This window comes from Paenibacillus sp. BK720, from assembly GCF_011761545.1.
Lineage (GTDB): Bacteria > Bacillota > Bacilli > Paenibacillales > Paenibacillaceae > Pristimantibacillus.
Genome location: NZ_JAASRQ010000003.1, coordinates 424,611 through 445,587, shown reverse-complemented (window position 1 = coordinate 445,587; position 20,977 = coordinate 424,611). Strand labels below are relative to the sequence as shown.

Sequence of the window (20,977 nt, the reverse complement as noted above, 5' to 3'; positions counted from 1 at the left end):
TCTTCCAACCGTTTCCTGCATCCTGCTATAATCGGCAGTAACGGATATTTTTCTCGTCAGGCTGGTGACCACCATTAACATACTGCTGGATTCGACAACAATCCTTGTCTTTCTTGGAATTGCCTATTTATTTACATTCATACTAATAAGCGCTTATTGGCGGGATGTGATCAAGGCCCTGCCGGTCAGAATCTTTTTCCTGGCCAAATGCCTTCAATCCTGCTCCTGGTTTCTTGTTGTATTGCGCGGAGATATCCCGGACTTTCTGACCATCTCCGTTGCCAATTCCCTCATGTTTGTCGGAGCCTCTCTTGAGACCATCTCCATGTTACGATTAAGGAACGAATGGCGGACACGCTATAAAATCATGTTCAGGCTGGCTATCCCTCTCAGCATTGTGGGATTTCATCTCGTCATGCTTATCCATAACGAGGAGGACGCCCGGATCGCCTATTGCTCTGCCGCTCTCGCCATCATACTTGCCCCCATGTACCGGCTGATCAAAGGACCCTCCCCGTTGATGAAGGTTATAGGCTATATTTATCTGTTTGTGGTTGCGGCCAATCTGGTCCGGGGAACAACCGCACTCTTCACGGATATTCCCGCAAGCTTCTTCACGCCGGGGATCTACCAACTGCTCTATCTGGTGACGATCTATATCCTTACGATTTTGGGGATTATGGGCTTTATGCTGCTGTGGAAGGAAAGAACCAACCAGGAGCTGCTTTATTACGCAAGCTACGACGATCTGACCGGCGCTTTAAACCGGAGAACGTTCATGGCCAGCGCCAAAAGCTACCTGAATCGCTATGCCAAAAAAGGCGAAGCGGTCTCGTACCTGCTGTTTGATATCGACAGCTTTAAGGACATTAACGATAAATACGGCCATCCTATCGGCGATCTCGTGCTGCAGGACGTAACGAAACGAATCCGGCATTACTTGGACAAGGACGACTTGTTCGTGCGTTACGGCGGGGACGAGTTCGGCATCCTGCTCCCCGGCAAGGGCGAGCGGGAATCAAGCGCGCTGGCCGAACGAATTAAGATCATGCTGCAATCCGCGCCGACCAGCCTGCCGGTCTCTTACACCATAAGCATGGGAGTGCTCACCGTCGTCCCGGATCAGAACACCCATATGGAGTCGATGTATACGAGATGCGACCAGGCCCTCTACACGGCCAAAAGAAACGGAAGAAACAGCATATACCGAAGCCGGTTCGGCTAGAGCCGGCTTTTCGCAAAAGAGCTTGCCGGATAACCGGCGGGCTCTTTTTTCGCTGTGCCAAGCAGCGGTTACCCTCCCTAATATTTTTGAGGTAAAATAAAATAGATTCACATTAGAGAGCAAGCAGGTGAGCGCATTTTGTTAGTCATTGACCGTAACGTTGTATCCGAACTATTAACGATGGAAGCCTGCATTCCGCTTATGGAAAACGTCCTGTCCGATTTGTCCGCCGGACAAGCCGAGCAGCAGCTCCGGTCCGTCGTTCCCGTCCGCCAAGGCGGCTTGATGGGATTAATGCCGGCGTACCTCGCCTCGCAGGAGGTCGTTGGCGCAAAGCTGATCAGCGTCTTCCCCCACAACCATAACCGCGGCCTTCCCTCCCATCAGGGCGTTATTGCCTTGTTCGACGCGGAGAATGGCGCAATGAACGCCATTGTCGACGGCCGTAACGTAACGGCTATACGCACCGCCGCCGTCAGCGCGGCCGCGACCAAGCTTCTCGCAAGAGAAAATTCGCGGGTTCTTGCGTTAATCGGAACAGGCGAGCAAGCCCGGACTCATCTCGAGGCGCTGCTGCTCGTCCGCCCGATTAAGCTTGTCCGTGTATGGAGCCCTAATCTGGAACATGCGACCAAATTTCAACAGGAAATGGCCGCAAAATATACGGAGCTGAAGTTTGACATCTCGGCTACCGCGCAGCAGGCGGTTGCGGATGCCGATATCATCTGCACCCTCACCTCTTCAACAACTCCCGTTCTGCAGGGAGAATGGGTACCCGAAGGCGCGCATATCAACGCCGTTGGCGCCTGCCGGGCTCCCGACCGGGAGCTGGCAACAAGCGTTGTCCGGCGGGCGAAACTGTACGTCGACCGGCTTGAATCGGCCGTAAACGAAGCCGGAGACTATCTGATCCCTCTTCGGGAAGGGGCGATTGGCAGCGATCATATCATCGGCGAGCTCGGCGAGGTCCTTCTTGGCCGCGCCCGGGGCAGATCGTCGGACAATGACGTCACTTTATTCAAATCGCTTGGCCTGGCCGTTGAGGATTTGGCCGCGGCGGCTTATCTGTATAAGCAGGCCAAGCTTCAAGGCAAAGGCATAACTATCGCAATCTAGGAGCGTGTCATCATGAAGGAGCAGCAAAGATTGTACGACTTTCAACTTACCCCGGAGCAAGAAGAGCGGGCACTCAGCATCCATGAACGCAGCATCGTGATCGACCTGCTGTTCCAGGGGCCTCTTTCCCCCCGCGTTGTTCCTCCAGAGGTATCGGCGCAAATCAAAGAAGAATGCGAAGCGCTCAAGGACGACCCGATGGCGTACAGCGCCTTGCCTGCCAAACGTCTGCGGCAAATGTCCGTTCGCGGCGAGCTGCCCGCCTTCAAGGAGGAGTGGTACCGCTCCGGGATTACGGCCGGCAATCGGGAAGTGGACTTGTCCAGCCCGGAAGCCATGATAACCAGCATGGGCGAAATGCAGGAGCAGTTCGACCGCTTCGACTGGCTTGTGAAGGCCTTGACGGCGGACGATATCCGCGAAGCCAAGCGCAAAGGGCTTAAAGCCGGCATCGTCACGTCGCAGGATCCGGGCGGTCTCGGCAAGAACCTCGACCTGCTCGAGGCTCTTCACGGCTTTGGCCTTCGGGTGCTTCAATTAACCTATAATAATCAGAACGCCATCGCATCCGGCTGCATGGAGCTGGCCAACGGCGGCGTCTCCAATTTCGGCATGACGTTTATCGGCCGCATGAACGAGCTGGGCATCGTTGTCGATACCAGCCATTGCGGCGAGCAAACAACGCTGGATGCCTGCCGTCTCTCCGCCAAGCCCGTTATTGCTTCCCATACGGGCGCCCATGCGATCTATCCTCACCGCCGCTGCAAAAGCGATGCCGAGCTTCGCGCGATTGCCGCCACGGGCGGCGTAATCGGCGTATTTGCGATGCCATGGTTCGTTTATGGCGATCCGCATGCCACAACTATCGACCATGTGCTCGATCACATCGACTATATCGTTCGCCTGGTTGGCGTGGACCATGTCGGCATCGGTACCGATTGGCCCATGAGCGACGTCGACTGGTCCCTTGTCTATTTCAAGGAGCATATCGCCCCCAAGCTTGGCTTTGCCAGAGGAGACGGACCGTCCACCGAGCTTGTTGACGGACTCGAGCAATACGGCCTGTTCATTAACTTTACACGCGGACTTGTCGCGAGAGGTTATTCCGATGAAGAGGTCAGCAAGATCATTGGCGGCAACTGGCTGCGTATTTTCGAACAGGTATGGGGATAGGAGGAGCGGCAAAATGACGACTTACAGCTTTTATTGCGCAGGCGTTTACGAGGGCAGGATTCGATTCACGGAGGATAAAGTGATGCATGCAAGAGTAGACCGAAGACGGCGCACGCGGATGCAGGAGCATATCCTGGACCCGCAGGCGAAATATATTCTCCCGCTTCAGCAAATCCGCGAGAACCTCCCGTTCTACAACCAAGCGGAATGGTCCGGAGAGCGCGTTATGACCGCTAACGGCGAAATCTATCACCGTCACCTTACCTACACCGATGAGCAGGGACGCGCTTCGCAGGTATGGGCCAAACGGAAAGACACCGCCGTAGATATCGTAACGCTGGACGGCGCCGTTATCGCCTTCCTCTGCCCGAATCGCTACGGCATGGAGATTATCGTGCAGGAAGGGCTGGAGAAGCTCACCCCGCTTGCCGTGTACGACGATCCCCTGCTGTCCAAGCCCGAATACGGCGTAAACGATCTCGGCACGTTCCTTGTTCCGATGCGTGACGGGCTGAAGCTGGCAACCGACGTCTATCTGCCGGAAGGCATTCGGCCTGGCGCAAAGCTGCCGACGATTCTCGTCCGCACCTGCTATGACCGGGCCGGCAAGAAAGAGCATTTCCTGCGCTGGGCGAATAAGGGGTATGCCGTTGTGAACCAGGATGTCCGGGGCCGCGCCGACTCCGAAGGCGAGCTTGTCCCGTTCTATTACGAACGCGAAGACGGCAGCGATACGATCGACTGGATTATTTCCCAGGAATGGTCGAACGGCGATGTCGGCATGTGGGGAGCCTCCTACCTCGGTTACGTCGTAATGGCGGCTTCCACCAGCGGACATCCGAACCTGAAGGCGGTTGTGAACGAGGTTAACGTCGGATCTCCGTTTGTCGACACGGTCCGCCGCGGCGGCACCGTCTGCTCCTGGCCGCTGCTCTCCTGGACGCTTGCCCAGTCGGTTGGCACCCGGACGGACTTCGAAATCTTCGGCGGCATTACCGTCGACCCTTTCAAAGCCGTTGAAGCGCGGCCGATCCGAGAGATTCCGCAGCAGATGATCGGCAGAAATTCCGGGCCGTGGGATTTTTGGAGCCAGCATCCGGAATACGACGAATACTGGAAGAACTGCACCCATTCGGAGCGCGCGGATCAGATTAAAGCTCCGATGTTTGTCATCTCCGGCTGGTATGACGGCGACAGTCCCGGCGTATCGGAAACGTGGCGCCTGCTATCCGAATACGACGTTCCGAACCGGAAAATCTGGCTTGGCCCTTGGGAGCACGGTCCAAACCGCGCCCGCGACCTGGAGGGCACCGCCTTTGGCGAGGATGCCGTTGTCTACGACTACGACGTTAACGTCCTCCGCTGGTTCGACCATTTCCTGAAGGGGATGCCAAACGGCATTAACGAGGAGCCCCGTGCCCGCTACTACGTGGTAGGCGAGAACAAATGGCGGACTTCGGCGGACTGGACGCCGGCAGAATCAACGGTAACGCCATTCTATCTCGGAGGCGGCGGACGGGCGAACTCAGCCTTTGGCGACGGCAAGCTTACGCTGCAGCGCCCGCAGCAAAGCAGCACGCCGGACGTTTATGTCTACAACCCGGCGGATCCAGTCGTGGATTCCGGGGAACGGATCCCGGAAAACCGCCGCACGATCGAGCTGCGCCAGGACGTGCTCTGCTATACCGGCGACAAGCTGGAGCAGCCGTTTAAGATTGCCGGCGAGTTGTCCGCCGTGCTCTACGCGGCGAGCTCGGCGGTCGATACCGACTGGGTTGTCGCGCTCAGCGACGTGGATGAAGCGGGCAACTCCATTCTGCTCTCCAGCTACATCGTCCGTGCCAAATACCGTCACGGCTATGACAAGCCGGAGCTGCTGACGCCCGGCGAGGTAGCGAAATTCGATATTTTCCTTCCGAATATCGCGCATCAGTTCCCTGCCGGACACCGCGTCCGCTTCTCGATCACGTCGTCCAGCAAGCTTGTTGCATTCCCGAATTCCAATACGGGTCTGAACCCGTATGACGATCCGGAGCCGGTCCCGGCTACGCAGACGATCTATCACTCCGAACAATACCCAAGCCACGTACTGCTTCCCGTACTTGGCGAATAATACGAAACAAGGCCGGGTTTCTCTTCCTGAGAGAGAGATTCCCGGCCTTTCTTCTCCTACTTATAAATGCGAACCGCCGCTTACATCCAGGCATTGCCCCGTAATCCAGCGGCTGTCGGAAGAAGCGAGAAACGCAGCGACATCCGCAATATCCGAAGGCTCTCCCCACCTGCCGAAGCTCGAATACCCGGCGCCGAATTGATAGCCCGATTCATCCTGCAGCATAGCTTTGTTCATGTCCGTGGCGACAAATCCGGGCTGCAGGGCATTAACGGTTATCCCGCGGGAAGCAAGCTGGGTAGATAACGATAACGTCAGCGTATTGACAGCCCCTTTGCTCATGCTGTACGCCGCGACTCCCGGCAAGGAAATCCGCGTTACGGCAGAGGACAAATTAATAATTCTTCCGCCGTCTCTTAACCTGTGCAACGCTTGCTGAATAAGGAAAAACGGCCCCTTTACATTGGTATTCATCACATGGTCGAAGGCGGCTTCCGTTGTTTCCTCGATAGCGGTTACAAGTGCCACGCCTGCATTATTGACGAGAATATCAAAATACTTCTCTCCCGTACGCCGCTCCAAAGCCAGGTCCAAATCCTCCAGAAGCTTAGCAGCGCCGGCAGCCGTACCAAGCTCCTGACCGATGGCAAAGGCATCTCCTCCCATTTGTCCGATCTGCCGCACGACTTCGGCCGCCGCATCGTGATTGGAACCGTAATGAACGGCTACCGTCGCCCCCTCCTCTGCAAGCCGCAGCGCAATAGCGCGGCCAATCCCTCTGCTCGCACCGGTTACCAGCGCGATTTTTCCGTTTAATCTGCTCATTCCCTTGTTCAGCTCCTCCCTTTTTTTACATCCTTATTTGTACCATAGGAGCCGTTTCGCAATGTTGCGGTCTCATTCCGGGGCCGAGGAAAGCTTATGGAAATCGAAAGGGATTTCTGACTCGATAAGCGAATCTATACAAAATAAGCCAATACGATAGATTGGAGCGCATCATGACTTTCCCTGTCTGGATTGATCTTGGATTTGTAAAGCTGCATCCCCATGCGGTATTTGAAACACTCGCTTATTTTATCGGCTTCCGCGTCTACCTCTACACAAGAAGCAAAGACAAAATTCCGATCGTGCAGGGCATGTGGGTCATCGTTGGCGCCATCATGGGCGCGGCGGTTGGCTCCAAGCTGCTGTATTGGTTCGAGGATCCCCGCTTAACGCTTGAGAACTGGAACAGCTACACCTATCTCATGGAGGGCAAAACGATCGTTGGCGGACTGCTTGGCGGCCTTATCGGCGTCGAATGGACGAAGAAGCGCATTGGCTATTCCCGCTCCACGGGCGACGACATGGCTTTGCCTCTGATCGTGGGCATGATCATCGGGCGAATCGGCTGCTTCCTGACCGGCCTTGACGATCATACGTACGGCGTGGCTACCAACTGGATCACCGGAATCGATTTCGGCGACGGGGTGCTCCGGCATCCGACGCAGCTGTACGAGATTGCTTTTCTCCTGCTGCTTGGCGCCTTCCTCTTCCTCTGGAAACGAAAGGGCAGCTTGCCCGACGGAGCCATCTTTCAATTGTTTATGACCGGTTATCTGCTGTTCCGCTTCGTTATCGATTTTATTAAGCCAACCCCGCACTTCTATCTAGGGCTAAACAATATTCAGCTTGCCTGTATCGCCGGACTCATCTATTACGCCGTTCTCTTATCCAAGTGGCTTGTACGGCCGCAACGCTCACATAGAAAGGAATTGTAACGATGACAACCAAAAACAGACCTTATATTTTCTACGAGCTGACAAACAGCGTATGCTCCAAATGCCTTCGCAAGGTTGAAGCGAAAGTGATTATTGAGGATAATCAGGTATTCCTTCTGAAATATTGCGGACAGCACGGCCGCGAAAAGGTGCTAATCGCAAGCGATGCCGAGTATTACAAAAAGTGCCGGGAGTTTCTGAAGCCCGCGGAAATGCCGGAGGTATGGAACACTCCGATCCGCTACGGCTGTCCCTACGACTGCGGGCTATGCCCCGACCATGAACAGCATAGCTGCCTGACGCTGCTCGAGATTACCGAGCGCTGCAACCTGCAGTGCCCGATCTGCTACGCGGAATCCTCCCCGCATGCGGGCTCCTATCGTTCGCTTGAGCAGATCGAGTTCATGCTGGACGCGATCGTCCGTAACGAAGGCGAGCCGGATATCGTGCAGATCAGCGGCGGCGAGCCTACGATCCACCCGCAGTTTTTCGAAATATTGGATCTGGTGAAGAGCAAGCCCATCAAGCATGTCATGGTGAACACCAACGGCCTCAGGATCGCCCAGGACAGGAAGTTCGCCGAACGGCTTGCCCAATATATGCCGGGCTTTGAAATCTATCTGCAGTTCGACAGCTTCGAGGAAGAGACGCTCCGGGAGCTGCGCGGCGTGGACCTTCGCGATGTGCGGCGCAGAGCGCTGGAGCATTTGAACGAGTTCAACATTTCGACCACGCTGGTGGTTACGCTGAAGAAAGGCCTGAACGATCACGAGATTGGCGACATTATCCAGTTCGGCTTGAAGCAGCGCGCCGTGCGCGGCGTAACGTTTCAGCCGATCCAGGCTGCGGGAAGACTGGAGGAGTTCGATCCTGCCAAGGACCGCCTTACGCTAAGCGAGGTGCGGCAGGGCATCATTGATCAATCGGGCATTTTCCGCGCGGAGGATGTCATTCCTGTTCCTTGCCATCCGGATTGCCTTGCGATGGGGTATGCATTAAAGCTTGGAGGAGAGGCTATTCCGTTAACGGGGCTAATCGATCCTCAAATTTTGCTGGACGGCGGCCGCAACACCATCGTGTTCGAGCAGGACGAAACGCTGAAGTCGCGCATCTTCGAGCTGTTCTCGACGGCTCATTCGCCTACTTCTTCCGCTTTATCGCTGAAGAGCCTGCTCTGCTGCCTGCCGCTCGTTTCCGTGCCCGAGCCTATCGGCTACGACAATGTATTCCGGGTCATCATCATGCAGTTTCTGGATCCGTACAACTTCGATGTCCGTTCGGTCAAAAAATCCTGCGTGCATATCGCGCATCCGGACGGCAGAATCATTCCGTTTGATACCTACAATATGTTCTACCGAACGGCAGAGCAGGAGCAGAAGCTCGCCGAGCTGAGAGAGGAATTCGATATGCGTCCGGGAGGGAAGGTCTATGACTGGAGTCAATAACGGGGATAACGGGGATAACCGGCAACCGGGAAGCCCAAACAAATCGCCTTACGAAAAATCGCCTCACCATGTGAAGCACGTATTTCTGGGGATCGGAATATTGGCCGTGCTGCATTGCCTGCTGTTCCTTTTCCCGATCGGCTTCTTCTTTATCAGCATTGCCCAGCTTGTCTACCTGCTTCCGGCTATACTCGTGTTTCGCAAAAAAACCGGCATCGTTCAAGGCCTGCTCATCGGCGCCGGCATTACGTTTCTGGTGAATGCGGCTTGCTTCGGCCTTCTGGTCAGCGGCAATCTCTCACTTTAAGAGAACTTCTCTGTGACGGTTGAAAAAAGGCCGGGAGGCCTCCTTAGCGGAGACTCCCGGCCTTTGCCTATACCAAAGCGGCTAATTTATCTATACGCTTATTTATCCCGCCTCGCAGCAGGCCTCCGTGATAACAAACGACCGCTTCAATGTCATAAGCCTGCAATTTTTTCACGGACTGCAAAGCCTGCTCCATATCCACCGTCGAATACGGTGAAGACGGCAGCAGCTCGCCGTTATGAATGACAAGCGCATCGCCTGCGATTATCGTTTTGCTTGCCTGATGATAAAGACTGACATGTCCCGGCGTATGGCCGGGCGTATGAATGACGGTTAAGCCGCCTCCAAACGGAAGGATCTCCCTCTCCGCCATCAAGCGGGTTACGATAGGCCGGGACGGCTGCCCGAGCACTCTTTTATACTGCTCGCTTAAGCTGCCGGGCCATGCCTCGAGCTCCGCCTCCAAACGGTCGGCAGGAAACTTCAGCAGCGGCGCTTCCCCGTCAATGACGGCTCTGTCCGCTTCATGGGCGTATACATCGAATGGCCGTTTTTTACCCTCTTCCTCCAGGAAGGATGACAGACCGCCTATGTGGTCAATATCCTGGTGAGTAAGAATGACCGCTTTGAGCGGCAGTTTCGAAATCTCCTCTTGCACAGACACGAAGGCACGGATATCCTCCGCATTTCCGATCATGCCCGTGTCAATCAGCACCCAACTTTCTTCGTCAAGCAGGACGACGGGATGAATCGGCATCATGCGCCCGGCCAGCTTCATCTTTATCTCCAGCATGTCCATTCCTTGTGCTATACGCAGCCCAATCCCCTCCCACGGTTATTCTAAAGAACTGACGTACGTATTCAGTTCTCTCGTGATTTCCTTAGCGGCATTGATAACTTTGCGCGTTAAGCTTCTCGTTTCGCTTTTCGGCATGACGTCTAGGCGGTCCGCAACCGCGATGGAAGCAACTGCTTTGTCCTTGCAGAATACAGGCGAAGCCACGCATAACAAGCCGGGATAATACTCCTCGTAATCCGCGGCGAAGCCTTGCTGCTTGATCACCGCTAAATGGCGAAGAAATAAATCCGGGTCCGTGAAGGTATGCTTAGTTGCTTGCCCAGGCTCGCACGCCGTGAATAGCCTAAGCTGCTCGGAGCGGCTGAGCTGGGCCAATATCGCCTTGCCCGCAGCCGTTTGGCAGGCCGGTACCGGGCCTGTTATTTCGCGATCCGCCAATTGTCCGGTTTCCGCTTCATACGCCAGGCGAACCATTACGGCGGCTCCTTCGAGCGTGCCTGCGAATACGTCCTTTTTCGCTTGCTCACCCAGGCGGCAAAGGGCTTGCAGCTTGGACCATTTGATCGTCTCCCTGACGGACTGCCTCTCCTGAAACAACCGGGGGTGAAGCTCATACTCCTTGCCAAGCTTGATGACGTATTTCATTTCTTCCAAGGTGTGCAGCAGACGGAATACCGTTGTTTTATTCACTGCGATTGCTTTGGAAATATCCGTCAGATTGAGACGGCGCCGCTCCCTCAGCAAATCGACCATTTGCAGCCCCTTCTTCAAGCTCGAGACCTCGTAGCCCGGCATGTTGTTCCCCCTTAATCAGCATAAAATAGCCCGTCCATCCCTTCAACGAAAGGTCCCTTTGTTTCAGTATGCGAAAAAACAAAACAAAAGGAGCAGGGCTCCCGGAAGCCCTGCCCTTCGAGTTATCCTCTCGCCCGCTGCACGGGCAATCCCTTAACGTCCAGCTTGGCGCGGAAAATGGCTCCCGCAAGAGGCTGTTTATTCAGCTGCTCCTCGTCATTGCCGATCCTGGCTGTCGTAATGTACAGCTCGTCCAAATCTTCGCCGCCAAATGCGCAGGAAGTAACATTCCGCACGGGGATCGGGATCGTGGCCAGCTTGTCGCCGGTTAAGGGGTTCCATCTCCCGACCTGCCAGCCTCCCCAATGTCCAATCCACAGCATCCCTTCCGAATCGATGCTCATGCCATCCGGACTGCCATCCCCTTCCGGGAATCGGATCGCAATCCGCCGATTAGCGATATCTCCGCTGGCAGCATCGTAATCGAACGCGTATACGTTGTTCTCGAAGGTATCGATGTAATACATCACCGTTCCGTCCGCTGTCCACGCCAGCCCGTTGGAGCATCCAATCCCGTCTAAACGCTTCGATAACTTGCCGTCCTCCAGCACGTAGAGATGCCCGTTCCGGTTCGTCGTGGAGCTCATGGTCCCTGCCCAGAACCGCCCTGCCGGGTCGCACTTGCCGTCATTCAGCCGGTTCGTCGCCGTCTCTTCCTCCGTGCGGGCCATCAAGGTAACGCTGCCCGTCTCAAGATTCAACCGGTAAAAGCCGTCCTCCAGAGCGATTAACCATGTGCCATCCTCTGCCGGAACCGCCGCGCCGATTTTTTTCTCCGCCTTGACCTGCAGCTTTCTTCCGTCGCTTGGACGGTACCGTTGTAATTGACGTCCTTCTATGTCGACCCATAGCAGCTCTTGAAGCCGTTCATCCCATACCGGGCCTTCCCCCAGCTCATTCCGCTCTTCCAATAGGCATTCCGCCTCATATTTTTTCATTGTTATCCTCCGCCCGTATCTAAGAATGACTTCACAATTCCGATATAAACAGTATGAACCCGGAAGATGGGGTTTTGCAATTGATTGTCTGAACGGCAAGGATTGCATTCTTAGGGAAAGGAATGATAGTGATGAAAAAGAAAATCGCAGGCATTGCTTTAGTTATACTTCTCTGCTCCTACGCTTCATTAAGCTTTGCCAACAGCAAGACTTCCGCCGATTTCACGGACTTGAAGGACCTGGACGCGGCAACCAAAGCCAAGTTTGATGCCATGATCAGCGCGGGAATCTTCGACGGCGTCTCCGACACCACTTTTGGATTGAAGGAGGAAATGAACCGGGCCCAGTTCGCGAAGGTGGCCTCGCTTATTATGGGGCTCAAAACGGATGATTCGCTGAAGACGTCCAGCTTCAAGGATGTGAAGGCCGATGATGCCGCTAACGGTTACGCCCTTCCATACATTGAAGCGCTGAAAGCAGCGGGCGTTACGGAGGGCTATGGAGCCGGCATTTACGACCCTGCAGGCAAAGTGACCAAGGAGCAGCTGGCAACCTTCCTGGTCAGAGTCCTTGGCAAAAACGATGACGCCAAAACAAAAACAGGGGCGGATACGACCGTATCCGATTGGGCGCAAGGCTACGTCGCGCTGGCTCTCGAATTAAAAATACTGAATAACGGCGCGGACGGAAAGTTTGGCGGACAAACCAACGCTACGCGCGACCTGCTTCTGACAGGGGCGTATGAGGCGAAGCAGCAATACGTGCCGCCGGCTACGCCAACGCCTACGCCAACTCCGACACCAACGCCAACTCCGGTGCAGACGTCGACGCCTACGCCAACTCCAAGTGAATCTAATGATCCAGTTAACACCGATGATCCTACAAACACAGACGATCCTACAAACACCGATGATCCTATTATCACGGACGATCCTACAAACACCGATGACCCTATTATCACAGACGATCCTATAAACACCGATGATCCTACAAACACGGACGATCCTACAAACACGGACGATCCTATAAACACCGATAATCCTATAATCACGTATCCTCCGGGTCCAATTTATACACCACCGACTTGCCCGGATCCATCCTTGATTTTCCCGATTTGCACACCGATATAACAATACAAAAGGTGCGGGAGCTTCTCCCGCACCTTTTCTCTATTCCCGATAAAACGATAGAACCCAGCACACACCGTTCCGGTCCGTTACGATAGCAAGTAAACCGTTAAACGGAGCTTCATACATTTCCGTCTGCACGATTCCGTTCACTGCCAATTCTCCATAGATCCGTCGGAAAGCCGCCTCGGTATCGATTTTCAAAAACACTCTAACATAGTCGCCTTTCGTCATAGGCTTCGCCGCAGCCGTATCCGCAAATTTCAGAGTAGTCCCCTCCACATGCAGATCCGCATTAAGAACGGTATCGCCCTGTTTACGCAATACCACAACCTCACCGCCAAATACGCTCTGATAAAATTTGATTTCCTCCTTGCAGTTCTCCACTGCGATAAACGGCTGTGCAAGCATGGCTATTCATCCTCCCCAATTCTAATTGACATGATCGGTCAAATTGTGAAGCACGTTCTTCAACAGCGTTAACAATATGTCGTACTCCTCATCGCTGATTCCTCTCCTGGTTTTGCTCTTTACCCGATTTAAAGCCTCCTGGACTTGAGGGACTACTTCTTGACCCTCCTTCGTCAAGTAAAGCAAATGGTAACGGTTATCCGAAGGATCCGGCTCTCTTCGCACATAACCTTCAGCCTCTAGCTTGGCGATCGCTTTTGCTGTTGTGGTCTTATCAATAAAAAGCTTTTCACTTAATCCCTTCTGCGTAGCCGGCTGCGTGTTTGCTATTGCCATCAGAAAAATATACTGTCCGCTCCCGATCCGGTATGGCGCTAGTTCAGCCGAGATCAGCACTTGCATATGACGGTAAATCGCCGAAATATACTGGCCGTGAGATTCGGATTGTCCGCTCAATGGAGTATCCTCCCTTCATAAATAGGATGTTATTGCAACTAATTGAATCATACATTAATTAGAATGTTATTGCAACTAATTAAAATAATATATCCGGAAAAGAGGCCACTAAAGCCTCGTTCGTCTGCTGCGAAGCACCGTATATAGGTCAAGCACAATTAACAATGCTGCCCATGAATAAGATTAAATTTCTCCTGTCGTTACGCCTGCGACCGGGATATTTTGCGCAAGAAAATTCATAATAAGAACAATGGCTAGACCGAATAAACTTCATGCCAAATCACATGCTTCGCCAAGAATATATACAAACATATTATTGGACATCCCGGTGCCTTTGCCTTATTTCAAGAACGGTCAGTAAAAAATAATTCTTTACCGATCGTTCTCAATATGGTAAGCTTTGTTCAGGAAGGAGGCAGTGAACACTTGGCCAGAAGCAAAGAATTTGATGTAGATGCCGTCCTGCTGAAGGCAATGAAGCTGTTCTGGTCGCAAGGTTACGAGAAAACCTCCATGCAGGATCTTGTCGAGCATATGGGCATTCACAGAAGAAGCATTTATGATACGTTTGGCGATAAACATGCCTTATATTTAATGGCCTTAAAGCGCTACGGCGACACCGTCTGGAGTTCCATCGAGCAAAAGGCGCAGTCCTCCCTGTCTGCGAAAGCTGCGATTCGTTCCGTAATGGAAGCCGTTATCGAGCAGAATGAGGAACGGCCAAAAGGCTGCCTCATGGTCAACACCGCTGTGGAGCTTGCGCTGCATGATTCCGAGCTTAAAGGATATGTTAACGAGAGCTGGTCCGGCACGGAAGAGCTTTTTCGCAAGCTGATTTTGAAAGGCCAGCAAACCGGGGAGCTGTCAGCCTCGCTTGACGCGGACACTATAGCCCCTTACCTTAACAATGCGCTCATCGGGTTGCGGGTAATGGTGAAGACGCAAAACCATACAGAGAAACTAAAACAGGTTATTGCGACAACCATGTCGATTCTAGACTAATTTTTTTGAATATTTTAGAACGATCATTCTCAAAATAAGAAATAAAATAATAAGGAGTTGTGATTGCAATGACAAGACTAAACGGTAAAGTAGCTTTAATTACAGGCGGCAACAGCGGTATCGGGCTCGCTACGGCGAAACGGTTTGTTCAGGAAGGCGCAAAGGTCGTTATCACGGGACGCAATCAGGAATCGTTAACGGCGGCGATCAATGAGCTTGGCGAGGAAAACGCAGTCGCCATACAGGCGGAAGCAGCGGATCCGGCCGGCTCGGAAAAAGCGGTTGCGGCAGCTATCGAACGCTTCGGCAAGCTGGACATCGTCTTCGCGAATGCGGGCATTTCCGGCGGCACGCCGCTTGGCGATACGAAGCTGGAAGACTTCGAACAGATTCTGAGGGTAAACGTGACCGGCGTCTTCTTTACGGTGCAGGCGGCCGTACCGCATTTGCAAGCAGGCGCCTCCATCATTCTCGTCGGCTCGGTGCTTGCCACAACGGGCGCAGCAACGCGGGCGGCTTACGCGGCTAGCAAAGGCGCCGTCGCCAGCATGGCCAGAGTATTCGCTTCCGAGTTGTCTCCGCGCGGCATTCGCGTCAACACGGTTGTGCCGGGAGCTACGAAAACTCCGATCTGGAAAGCCTCCGAGCCGGAGCAGATGGCGAAGCTGGAAGCCGGTCTCTCCCGCACCATTCCGCTTAACCGTCTCGGCGAGCCGGACGAGATTGCCAATGCCGTGCTCTTCCTCGCCTCGGATGAGTCCTCCTTCGTCCAAGCTGCCCAGCTTCAAGTGGATGGCGGTGCCGACGGAGCTCCATTAGGCGCTCCTATCTACCTTCAATAACAGTCTTGCCCAAAAAGCCGTTTCCGATGAAGGCCTTCCCGGAAACGGCTTTTTTATTTAAGTCAAGCCCGTACGGACCCAATCGATAAAGGCTGCCGCAGCCGGACGAAGCTGCTTGCCCTTCAAATAAATAAACCCCTGATGCACGGGCTTTGGCACGGGAAAATCCAATACGGTCAGCTTCCCAGTCCGCAGCTCCTCCTCTACATTCGCCTTCGGCAATAACGATATCCCGAAACCCGACTGAACCATACGCTTAATCAATTCCACGCTCGGGAAGCTTCTGCGGTCATGCAGCGTGTACCCCGCTTCACGGAGGGACGACTCGCCAAGCTCGTGATACAAGCAGGCATTCCCATAGCTGATATACACCTGCTTAGCGCCTGCCTTGCCTTCCGTAGGCCCTACCCACACTAACTCTTCAACGGCCAGCGGGACAAATTCGAGACCGTCATGCCCCGGGTCTCGGGGGACGATTCCCAGATCATCCTTCTGATCGAGAACCCTGCCGCACATATCCTCCATAAAGCCCGTCGAGAGCTGCAGCTCGACCTCCCGGTAATGTTCGGCGTAAGAAGCAAGCAGCTCGGGCAGTCTTGTCACGCAATACACCTCCAAAGCACGGACCCTCAGCACCCCTCGCGGCTGCTCCGTGCGAAGCAAATCCTCCTCCAACGCCTCGCTTAAAGCGGCAAATTGTCTTGCAAACCGGGCCAGCGCGGCCCCGGCTTCCGTTGGCTCCACGCCTCTCGGCAGACGGTCGAACAGCTTCTTGCCGCTTGCCTTTTCCAGCTGCGCGATATGAGTCGTCACGGTAGACTGCACATAGCCCAGCTTATCCGCGGCCCGGCTGAAATTCTTTTCGTCCATCACCGTCAAGAAAGTACGCAGCGATCTTCCGTCCCATTGATCCAGCACGCGATATCCCGCCTTCCAAGATATTTTATTTCGAAATGATTATTATCGTATATATTCATTTTTCAAATGGTTAAGCACATGATACCATCGAAGCATTCAATCGTAAAGGAGAACCGATGCTTCATGATTAACCGTATAATCCGCTTCTTATGGCCGGCTATTGGCGCTTTCGCCGCCGTCCTCATCTTATTCCTGTTTGAAAATACGACCGGGCTTGCGCTGTTAATGGCCCCGTTTGGCGCCTCCTGCGTTATCGTATTCGCCCTTCCGGACAGTCCGCTGGCAAAACCCCGCAATGTGATCGGAGGCCACGTGATCAGCACGTTCACCGGGCTGGCATTCCTGCATGCATTCGGCCAGCATGCCTGGACCTTGGCTGCTGCGGTTGCGCTGTCGATTGTGCTCATGCAAGTAACGAAAACCATTCATCCTCCGGCCGGCGCGGACCCCCTGGTCGTCATTCTGGCCGGAGCAGGCTGGTCCTTCCTCCTTACGCCCGTACTCGCCGGAGCTTTGCTTCTCGTCGGATTAAGCGCCGCATACCGTTTTGTTCTTCAATCCTCTCAAATTCAGCAGACCAAAGCGAACGCGGATTCCAAATAATGGGTGAAACCTCTTTTGCGGCAATCGCGTAAAACAGGTAAAGCCTGATTCACGCATAAGCTTCGTAATGGCAGAGCAGAATCTATTCGCAAAGGAGGGCGTCAACCATGAAAACATACCGTTCCACCGGTCGCATGACGCTTCTTCTCTTCCTGCTTGGCGCCTTCGTTCTGTTCAGCATGCCAACGATGATGCTTGGCAACGGCCATTTCGACGTATCGAAATCCAGCCGCACGCATATCGAGCACAGCCTGCCGAACAGCATGAAGGCCATTAAGCGCGTAACGATCTCTCCTGCCACCAAGCTTTTCGCCATGCTTGCTTTGCTGGCCGTGATCTACAGCTGGGTCAGCTACCCCCGCCGGTTTTTCCTGGCGAAGCGCGTTTTCTTACTCCCCTTCTTCTTCCTGGAGCGGCTCAAACGCCTGCTCATGCCCCTCAAGCTGACGACTTCTTATTCCATCGTTTAAGGAGCACCCCATCTCTTCCGTTTTCCTATAAAGCGGAGGTCTGATTTGTGCTGTCCATGAAACAAAGGAATAGATTTCGATCATACTCGAGGAGGTGCTTCCCTTATGAATATCCGTGAAATCGATCTGCCCGGCATCGGGAAAAAATTTCAGATGAATACCCGCAGCGGCGACCAGCTGGTTATTATCGTGCACAACGACGGCCGCAGGGAATGTTATCATTTCCACCACGAAAATCCGGAGAGCAGCATCTCCATGATTACGCTTGATGACGATGAAGCCCGGATGGCTGCCGCCATGATTGGCGGGATGACGTATAAGCCTAAGATGCTGGAGACCATCGAGGTCGCGCTCGACGAGCTAATTATCGAGTGGTACAAACTCGAGTCCCACTATGCCTGCATCGGCAAAACAATCGGGGAGCTTAACATCCGCAAAAATACCGGAACAACCGTTATCGCCCTGCTCGCCGCCAATCACGCTAAGCAGATTAATCCCGGTCCCGAGGTTATTCTGGCTGCCGATCATACGATTGTTGTTGCCGGAGAACGAGCTCAGCATAAAGAATTGAAAAAAATCCTCATGAATGGATGTGATTAATGGATGGATCACATCATACTTGAGGTTGGCCTCGCCATCGCGCTAATCGCCGTGGCTGGTTTGCTGTCGGCAAAAATCCGTTTTTCCGTCATTCCGTTCTATATTCTGATCGGGATGGCCGTTGGTCCCCATTCGGTGGAGTTCTGGCATTTCGACTTCCGTTTTATCGAAAGCGCTCCGCTCATCGAGTTTATGGGCAGGCTTGGCGTCCTGTTCCTGCTCTTCTACCTTGGACTGGAGTTCTCCGTTGGACGCCTGATTAAATCCGGCCGCTCAATCGCGGTCGGCGGCACGATCTATATCGCCATCAACTTCACCTTAGGCCTCCTGTTCGGATGGCTAAGCGGCTTTCCGTTTCAGGAGACGCTTGTTGTGGCCGGGATTACCACGATTTCCTCGAGCGCTATTGTCGCCAAGGTGCTGGTTGATTTGAAGCGCACGGCCAATCCGGAGACGGAGATGATTCTTGGGATTATCATGTTCGAGGATGTATTCCTGGCTGTCTATATTTCCGTTTTGTCTGGCCTTATCTTAAGCGGTTCGACCTCGATTGGCGGCATTATTCTATCCACGGTTATCGCGCTGGTCTTTATGCTTGCTCTTCTTACCCTCGGCCGCAAAGCGGCGCCCATGCTGAATAAGTTGCTCAATATCCGGTCCAACGAGCTGTTTGCGCTTGTCATCTTCGCCGGCCTGTTCCTCGTGGCTGGTCTCTCCGAAACGATCCACGTTGCCGAAGCGATTGGCGCTTTATTGTTCGGCCTTGTGCTGGCCGAGACCGAGCATATGAAGCGGATCGAGAAGCTGATCCTCCCCTTCCGGGATTTCTTCGGAGCCGTCTTCTTCTTCAGCTTTGGCTTAACCATAGATCCCACCGCCCTAGGCGGTGCGGTATGGCTGTCGCTGGCAGCCGTCGCCGTCACGCTGATCGGCAATCTGACGGCAGGCATGCTTGCCGGGCGAAGCGCGGGGTTGTCTCCCAAAGCCTCGGTTAATATCGGATTGACCATCGTATCGCGCGGAGAATTCTCCATCATTATGGCGAATATGGCTAAAGCGGGTGCCCTTATGGCCGTCATTCAGCCGTTTGCCGCCTTATACGTTCTGATTCTGGCCATTCTGGGACCTCTTCTCACCAAAGAAAACAAGGTGATATTTCATCTGCTGAACCGTCTCTTCCGGTGGGACCGCAAGCAGACGAGCACGTCGCAGTCGAAATAAAAATAGACGCAGCAAAAAGCCGTGTTTCAATCTGGAGCACGGCTTTCGCTCATGATTTTGGGGCAAGGCAGTAGGCTTTCAAACAAGCGATGGAACATTAACCTACGTAACATAAGTACGAAGCAGACTGTCATTCAGCAATAAGGAGTGAAACAGGTATGACGACAAGACAATTCTTACAAGCTCCTCCACCCTATGTTCCTCCCAAACCTGCTGTTTCCTACGTCATCGACTGCATAAATAATTATACTTATGTGTGGCTTCGGGACGGCCAGCAGTTCTGGTATTTTCCAACAAGCGTTGAATCCTTCGGCGTGTCCGGCTTTAGATGGAATGGCTTTACGTGGCTCTATTACGGTATAGACAGCAGACTGATTGAGGCTGTTTCCTGCCCTCCTATACCTACCTTGTTTTAAGAACCCGCCAATTAAAAAGACCGTGTTCCTCCTTATGCTGGAACACGGTCTTGCTTATGGTTACGAACGCCACCATTCGTCGGAAGGATAGGTTCCCGTTCCGATCGGGACGGGCTCTCCTATCCGAGGAGTAGCCAGCTTGGCGCCCAGCTCCCTGGCCTTCTTGAGCGCACGCTCCGCCGGATCCCGCCAATCATGCATAGCGAGCCGGAACGCTCCCCAATGAATGGGGATCATGACATCGCCCTTTACGTCCAGATGGGCCTGCACGGACTCCTCGGGCATCATATGGATGGCCGCCCACCGCTTATCGTATTGCCCGCATTCCATTAACGTAAGGTCAAACGGGCCGTATTGATCCCCAATCTGCCGGAAATGCGGACCGTAACCGCTGTCCCCGCTGAAAAAAATCCGCGCTTCCCGGCCATGCAGAACCCAAGAGCACCATAAGGTACCGTTCCGGCCCGTCAAACCACGCCCCGAGAAGTGACGGGCGGGCGTGCAGGCCATATGAATCCCTTCCCAAACGGTTTCCTCCCACCAATGAAATTCCTCAATCCGGTCCGGAGCAACGCCCCATCGCTCGAGATGGGCGGCAACGCCAAGCGGAACAAAAAAGCGGCCTACCTTGTCCTTCAGACGTTTAATGGAGCCGTAGTCCAAATGATCGTAATGATCATGGGACAGCAATACGGCATCGATGGCTGGCAGCTCCTCGATTTCAATCGGCAGGCTTGCGCTGAACCGTTTGCCGCCAATCCACGGAATGGGCGACGGAGCGCGGCCCAGCATCGGATCGAGCAGCAGCCTTTTGCCATCCAGCTCCAGCAGCAGCGCCGAGTGGCCAAACCAGGTCACCTTGGCTTGTCCGGCAGCCTTGTCCTTAAACGACTGCGGATGCAAAGGCATTACGGCTAATTCCTTCTCCGGCGAAGCCAGCTTGTTGCCCCGGACAAATTCCAAGAGAAGCCCAAGATTCTCGCGCAGCGACATGGACATCTCGGAGGGCAATACATTTTCAAACTTACCGTTTGAATAATGAGGGGATCGCTTCATGCGCGCCAGCGTCTGCTCCCCCGGCTTGCCGCCAAATACCGGATACAGGCCAAAGAACAAGACAACAAGAAGAATGACGACGACAGCAATGAAGATAAACACGGCCATGATGACTATCACCTCT

Annotated in this window: 23 protein-coding genes; 15 read left to right on the top strand and 8 right to left on the bottom strand. The window is 53.9% G+C overall.

All coding sequences use genetic code 11. The features are described 5' to 3' along the window. Nucleotides 1–64: 64 nt before the first annotated feature. From FHT67_RS30510 to FHT67_RS14040, 4 genes are all read left to right on the top strand, one after another. Nucleotides 65–1,225: a diguanylate cyclase gene (locus FHT67_RS30510; RefSeq protein WP_167199099.1), complete on the top strand. Its 1,161-nt coding sequence runs from the start codon at nt 65–67 to the stop codon at nt 1,223–1,225. A 138-nt stretch (nt 1,226–1,363) separates the two neighbouring features. Continuing rightward, nucleotides 1,364–2,341 carry an ornithine cyclodeaminase family protein gene (locus FHT67_RS14050; protein ID WP_167199095.1) on the top strand — a complete coding sequence of 326 codons (978 nt, stop codon included), beginning with the start codon at nt 1,364–1,366 and terminating at the stop codon, nt 2,339–2,341. A gap of 12 nt (nt 2,342–2,353) precedes the next feature. Beyond that, entirely contained in the window at nt 2,354–3,514 is a 1,161-nt protein-coding gene (locus tag FHT67_RS14045; protein ID WP_167199092.1) for a dipeptidase, read from the top strand. A 13-nt stretch (nt 3,515–3,527) separates the two neighbouring features. Then, nucleotides 3,528–5,627: a CocE/NonD family hydrolase gene (locus FHT67_RS14040; RefSeq protein WP_165930782.1), complete on the top strand. Its 2,100-nt coding sequence runs from the start codon at nt 3,528–3,530 to the stop codon at nt 5,625–5,627. A 60-nt stretch (nt 5,628–5,687) separates the two neighbouring features. Here the strand turns inward: FHT67_RS14040 and FHT67_RS14035 are convergent, their stop codons facing one another. Then, a complete protein-coding gene (locus tag FHT67_RS14035) occupies nt 5,688–6,452 on the bottom strand; it encodes an SDR family oxidoreductase (protein ID WP_167199089.1) in 765 nt (254 codons plus the stop codon). 161 nt (nt 6,453–6,613) lie between these two features. Here FHT67_RS14035 and FHT67_RS14030 point away from each other — a divergent pair, with 161 nt between their 5' ends. The 3 genes from FHT67_RS14030 to FHT67_RS14020 are packed head-to-tail and all read left to right on the top strand — an operon-like array spanning nt 6,614 to nt 9,139. After that, the gene (locus FHT67_RS14030) at nt 6,614–7,387 is read left to right on the top strand and encodes a prolipoprotein diacylglyceryl transferase (protein WP_243867153.1); all 774 of its coding nucleotides are present in this window, start codon (nt 6,614–6,616) and stop codon (nt 7,385–7,387) included. Nucleotides 7,388–7,389: 2 nt separating this feature from the next. Next, nucleotides 7,390–8,832 (top strand): radical SAM protein, encoded by a 1,443-nt coding sequence (locus FHT67_RS14025; protein ID WP_167199083.1) that lies wholly within the window; start codon nt 7,390–7,392, stop codon nt 8,830–8,832. Then, complete coding sequence (locus FHT67_RS14020; protein WP_132311006.1) at nt 8,816–9,139, top strand: hypothetical protein; 324 nt, start codon at nt 8,816–8,818, stop codon at nt 9,137–9,139. Before FHT67_RS14025 ends, FHT67_RS14020 begins: the two co-directional genes overlap by 17 nt. Before the next feature lie 67 nt (nt 9,140–9,206). Here FHT67_RS14020 and FHT67_RS14015 read toward each other — a convergent pair whose 3' ends face one another. From FHT67_RS14015 to FHT67_RS14005, 3 genes are all read right to left on the bottom strand, one after another. Continuing rightward, complete coding sequence (locus FHT67_RS14015; protein ID WP_167199080.1) at nt 9,207–9,932, bottom strand: MBL fold metallo-hydrolase; 726 nt, start codon at nt 9,930–9,932, stop codon at nt 9,207–9,209. 42 nt (nt 9,933–9,974) lie between these two features. After that, entirely contained in the window at nt 9,975–10,733 is a 759-nt protein-coding gene (locus tag FHT67_RS14010) for an IclR family transcriptional regulator (RefSeq protein WP_167199077.1), read from the bottom strand. A 122-nt stretch (nt 10,734–10,855) separates the two neighbouring features. Next, nucleotides 10,856–11,731, bottom strand: a complete 876-nt coding sequence (locus FHT67_RS14005; protein ID WP_208403287.1) for an SMP-30/gluconolactonase/LRE family protein — start codon at nt 11,729–11,731, stop codon at nt 10,856–10,858. Nucleotides 11,732–11,862: 131 nt separating this feature from the next. On the opposite strand from FHT67_RS14005, the gene FHT67_RS29985 reads away from it, so the two are divergent. Beyond that, nucleotides 11,863–12,861: an S-layer homology domain-containing protein gene (locus FHT67_RS29985; protein WP_243867151.1), complete on the top strand. Its 999-nt coding sequence runs from the start codon at nt 11,863–11,865 to the stop codon at nt 12,859–12,861. 39 nt (nt 12,862–12,900) lie between these two features. Here FHT67_RS29985 and FHT67_RS13990 read toward each other — a convergent pair whose 3' ends face one another. Then, a complete protein-coding gene (locus tag FHT67_RS13990) occupies nt 12,901–13,269 on the bottom strand; it encodes a VOC family protein (RefSeq protein WP_167199074.1) in 369 nt (122 codons plus the stop codon). Nucleotides 13,270–13,290: 21 nt separating this feature from the next. Continuing rightward, on the bottom strand, nt 13,291–13,725 hold the full coding sequence (locus FHT67_RS13985; protein WP_243867149.1) for a MarR family winged helix-turn-helix transcriptional regulator: 435 nt from the start codon (nt 13,723–13,725) through the stop codon (nt 13,291–13,293). A gap of 426 nt (nt 13,726–14,151) precedes the next feature. Between FHT67_RS13985 and FHT67_RS13980 the strand changes: the two genes are divergently transcribed. Both FHT67_RS13980 and FHT67_RS13975 read left to right on the top strand, forming a co-directional pair. Beyond that, on the top strand, nt 14,152–14,727 hold the full coding sequence (locus tag FHT67_RS13980; RefSeq protein ID WP_167199071.1) for a TetR/AcrR family transcriptional regulator: 576 nt from the start codon (nt 14,152–14,154) through the stop codon (nt 14,725–14,727). Between the two features lie 68 nt (nt 14,728–14,795). After that, nucleotides 14,796–15,569 (top strand): SDR family NAD(P)-dependent oxidoreductase, encoded by a 774-nt coding sequence (locus FHT67_RS13975; protein WP_167199068.1) that lies wholly within the window; start codon nt 14,796–14,798, stop codon nt 15,567–15,569. A gap of 57 nt (nt 15,570–15,626) precedes the next feature. On the opposite strand, the gene FHT67_RS13970 is transcribed toward FHT67_RS13975, so the two are convergent. Then, nucleotides 15,627–16,487, bottom strand: a complete 861-nt coding sequence (locus FHT67_RS13970) for a LysR substrate-binding domain-containing protein (protein WP_167199065.1) — start codon at nt 16,485–16,487, stop codon at nt 15,627–15,629. Nucleotides 16,488–16,610: 123 nt separating this feature from the next. Between FHT67_RS13970 and FHT67_RS13965 the strand changes: the two genes are divergently transcribed. From FHT67_RS13965 to FHT67_RS13945, 5 genes are all read left to right on the top strand, one after another. Further along, nucleotides 16,611–17,090 carry an HPP family protein gene (locus FHT67_RS13965; RefSeq protein WP_167199062.1) on the top strand — a complete coding sequence of 160 codons (480 nt, stop codon included), beginning with the start codon at nt 16,611–16,613 and terminating at the stop codon, nt 17,088–17,090. A 107-nt stretch (nt 17,091–17,197) separates the two neighbouring features. After that, the gene (locus FHT67_RS13960) at nt 17,198–17,560 is read left to right on the top strand and encodes a hypothetical protein (RefSeq protein ID WP_132311024.1); all 363 of its coding nucleotides are present in this window, start codon (nt 17,198–17,200) and stop codon (nt 17,558–17,560) included. A gap of 105 nt (nt 17,561–17,665) precedes the next feature. Continuing rightward, nucleotides 17,666–18,160 (top strand): cation:proton antiporter regulatory subunit, encoded by a 495-nt coding sequence (locus FHT67_RS13955; protein WP_167199059.1) that lies wholly within the window; start codon nt 17,666–17,668, stop codon nt 18,158–18,160. Between the two features lie 3 nt (nt 18,161–18,163). Further along, nucleotides 18,164–19,381: a cation:proton antiporter gene (locus FHT67_RS13950; RefSeq protein ID WP_167199057.1), complete on the top strand. Its 1,218-nt coding sequence runs from the start codon at nt 18,164–18,166 to the stop codon at nt 19,379–19,381. Nucleotides 19,382–19,539: 158 nt separating this feature from the next. After that, nucleotides 19,540–19,797, top strand: a complete 258-nt coding sequence (locus FHT67_RS13945) for a transporter (RefSeq protein ID WP_132311030.1) — start codon at nt 19,540–19,542, stop codon at nt 19,795–19,797. A gap of 60 nt (nt 19,798–19,857) precedes the next feature. Here the strand turns inward: FHT67_RS13945 and FHT67_RS13940 are convergent, their stop codons facing one another. Further along, complete coding sequence (locus tag FHT67_RS13940; RefSeq protein WP_167199055.1) at nt 19,858–20,961, bottom strand: MBL fold metallo-hydrolase; 1,104 nt, start codon at nt 20,959–20,961, stop codon at nt 19,858–19,860. Between the last annotated feature and the right edge of the window lie 16 nt (nt 20,962–20,977).

Excerpts from the sequence above, each read along its gene's own strand:
- FHT67_RS14045 (WP_167199092.1), top strand. The coding sequence starts at position 2,354 with ATGAAGGAGCAGCAAAGATTGTACGACTTTCAACTTACCCCGGAGCAA.
- FHT67_RS13940 (WP_167199055.1), bottom strand. The coding sequence starts at position 20,961 with ATGGCCGTGTTTATCTTCATTGCTGTCGTCGTCATTCTTCTTGTTGTC.
- FHT67_RS13960 (WP_132311024.1), top strand. The coding sequence starts at position 17,198 with ATGAAAACATACCGTTCCACCGGTCGCATGACGCTTCTTCTCTTCCTG.
- FHT67_RS29985 (WP_243867151.1), top strand. The coding sequence starts at position 11,863 with ATGAAAAAGAAAATCGCAGGCATTGCTTTAGTTATACTTCTCTGCTCC.
- FHT67_RS14015 (WP_167199080.1), bottom strand. The coding sequence starts at position 9,932 with ATGCTGGAGATAAAGATGAAGCTGGCCGGGCGCATGATGCCGATTCAT.
- FHT67_RS13950 (WP_167199057.1), top strand. The coding sequence starts at position 18,164 with ATGGATCACATCATACTTGAGGTTGGCCTCGCCATCGCGCTAATCGCC.
- FHT67_RS13990 (WP_167199074.1), bottom strand. The coding sequence starts at position 13,269 with ATGCTTGCACAGCCGTTTATCGCAGTGGAGAACTGCAAGGAGGAAATC.
- FHT67_RS13955 (WP_167199059.1), top strand. The coding sequence starts at position 17,666 with ATGAATATCCGTGAAATCGATCTGCCCGGCATCGGGAAAAAATTTCAG.
- FHT67_RS14035 (WP_167199089.1), bottom strand. The coding sequence starts at position 6,452 with ATGAGCAGATTAAACGGAAAAATCGCGCTGGTAACCGGTGCGAGCAGA.
- FHT67_RS14040 (WP_165930782.1), top strand. The coding sequence starts at position 3,528 with ATGACGACTTACAGCTTTTATTGCGCAGGCGTTTACGAGGGCAGGATT.
- FHT67_RS13975 (WP_167199068.1), top strand. The coding sequence starts at position 14,796 with ATGACAAGACTAAACGGTAAAGTAGCTTTAATTACAGGCGGCAACAGC.
- FHT67_RS14025 (WP_167199083.1), top strand. The coding sequence starts at position 7,390 with ATGACAACCAAAAACAGACCTTATATTTTCTACGAGCTGACAAACAGC.
- FHT67_RS14020 (WP_132311006.1), top strand. The coding sequence starts at position 8,816 with ATGACTGGAGTCAATAACGGGGATAACGGGGATAACCGGCAACCGGGA.
- FHT67_RS13965 (WP_167199062.1), top strand. The coding sequence starts at position 16,611 with ATGATTAACCGTATAATCCGCTTCTTATGGCCGGCTATTGGCGCTTTC.
- FHT67_RS14010 (WP_167199077.1), bottom strand. The coding sequence starts at position 10,733 with ATGCCGGGCTACGAGGTCTCGAGCTTGAAGAAGGGGCTGCAAATGGTC.
- FHT67_RS13945 (WP_132311030.1), top strand. The coding sequence starts at position 19,540 with ATGACGACAAGACAATTCTTACAAGCTCCTCCACCCTATGTTCCTCCC.
- FHT67_RS14005 (WP_208403287.1), bottom strand. The coding sequence starts at position 11,731 with ATGAAAAAATATGAGGCGGAATGCCTATTGGAAGAGCGGAATGAGCTG.